The sequence below is a fragment of the Sulfurospirillum sp. E15m genome, assembly GCF_059415145.1.
Window position 1 is genome coordinate 1 of record NZ_JCAHZS010000017.1, and the last position, 1,139, is coordinate 1,139.

Sequence of the window (1,139 nt, forward strand, 5' to 3'; positions counted from 1 at the left end):
TGTGAGCCAAATCAATGACATTTCAAGTCAAAATGCTAGGAGTGTTGAGGAAATCGCTAGTGCAGCTGAACATCTTAGTCGTATGACCGAAACTTTGAATCTCAAGCTCTCTGAATTTAGAACGTGATACGTTTTTACGCATAAGGCACTCATTTCGTTTAGTGCCTTACTGAAAAGACTATTTTTAGCTCGTATTTCAACTTTTTTGAGTATGTTACTTTTCGTATTCATCGTGCTTTTATGATACAATGCGCTAATATTTACCTAAAAAAAGGAGGTAAAAATGAGGATTTCAACCAGAATTTTAGTCTCACTTATTCTTTCATTAGTGATCTTAGGTGGTTGTATTATTGGCATTTCTTATGTCAATACAAACAACAATGCTAAAATGTTTATTTCAGAGTATGAAAAAAGTGCTTACCAATTTCATGAAAATGAACTTAAAACGATTATGGAAATTGTTCAACAAACAGCACTCACAATCTATAAAGTTGAAAAAGCCAAGGGAACATCCGATGAGCAGATTCAAGAAGCAATTTTTGAAAAGCTTGATACACTGCGCTTTTTTGGCGATAAAAGTGGGTATGTGTTTATCTATAAACAAGATGGCACGAATGTTTTACTTCCAACCAACAAATCACTTCATGGTAAAAACTTAATAGGGCTTAAAGACAGTAAAGGTGTCTTCTTTGTAAAAGAGTTACTTGAAGCCGCTAAAAAAGGTGGTGCGCTGGTTAAATATGAATTCCCAAAAGTCAAAGACGGTAAACCCTTTTTAAAATTCGCATACGCCGTACCTTTTGAGCCATATCACTGGATGATGGGTACGGGTGTTTACGTTGATAGTGTTGAAGCAGAAGTAACAAAATTACAAGATGAGATAAACGCAAGCATTACCTCTCAAATTCGTATCTTCTTGATTGTTTCGCTGATTTTAGTGGTTATCTGTATTGGCGTCACGATGTTCCTTATTACAAAAACGATTTCAAATCCTCTTGGAGATTTAATGCGTAGAGCCGATAATCTTTCAAGCGGAGATGGGGACTTAACACGAAAATTGGATGTTATTGGCAATGATGAAATTGCGCAAGCGAGTAACAGCATCAACCGCTTTATTGAAAAAGTACGCATCTTAATCA

Annotated in this window: 1 protein-coding gene; it reads left to right on the forward strand. The window is 35.6% G+C overall.

Annotated features, from left to right (window positions below; all coding sequences use genetic code 11):
* Positions 1-283 precede the first annotated feature (283 nt).
* Positions 284-1,139: cache domain-containing protein (locus AC5SLP_RS14390; RefSeq protein WP_495255856.1), on the forward strand; the 856-nt coding region annotated here is incomplete at its 3' end.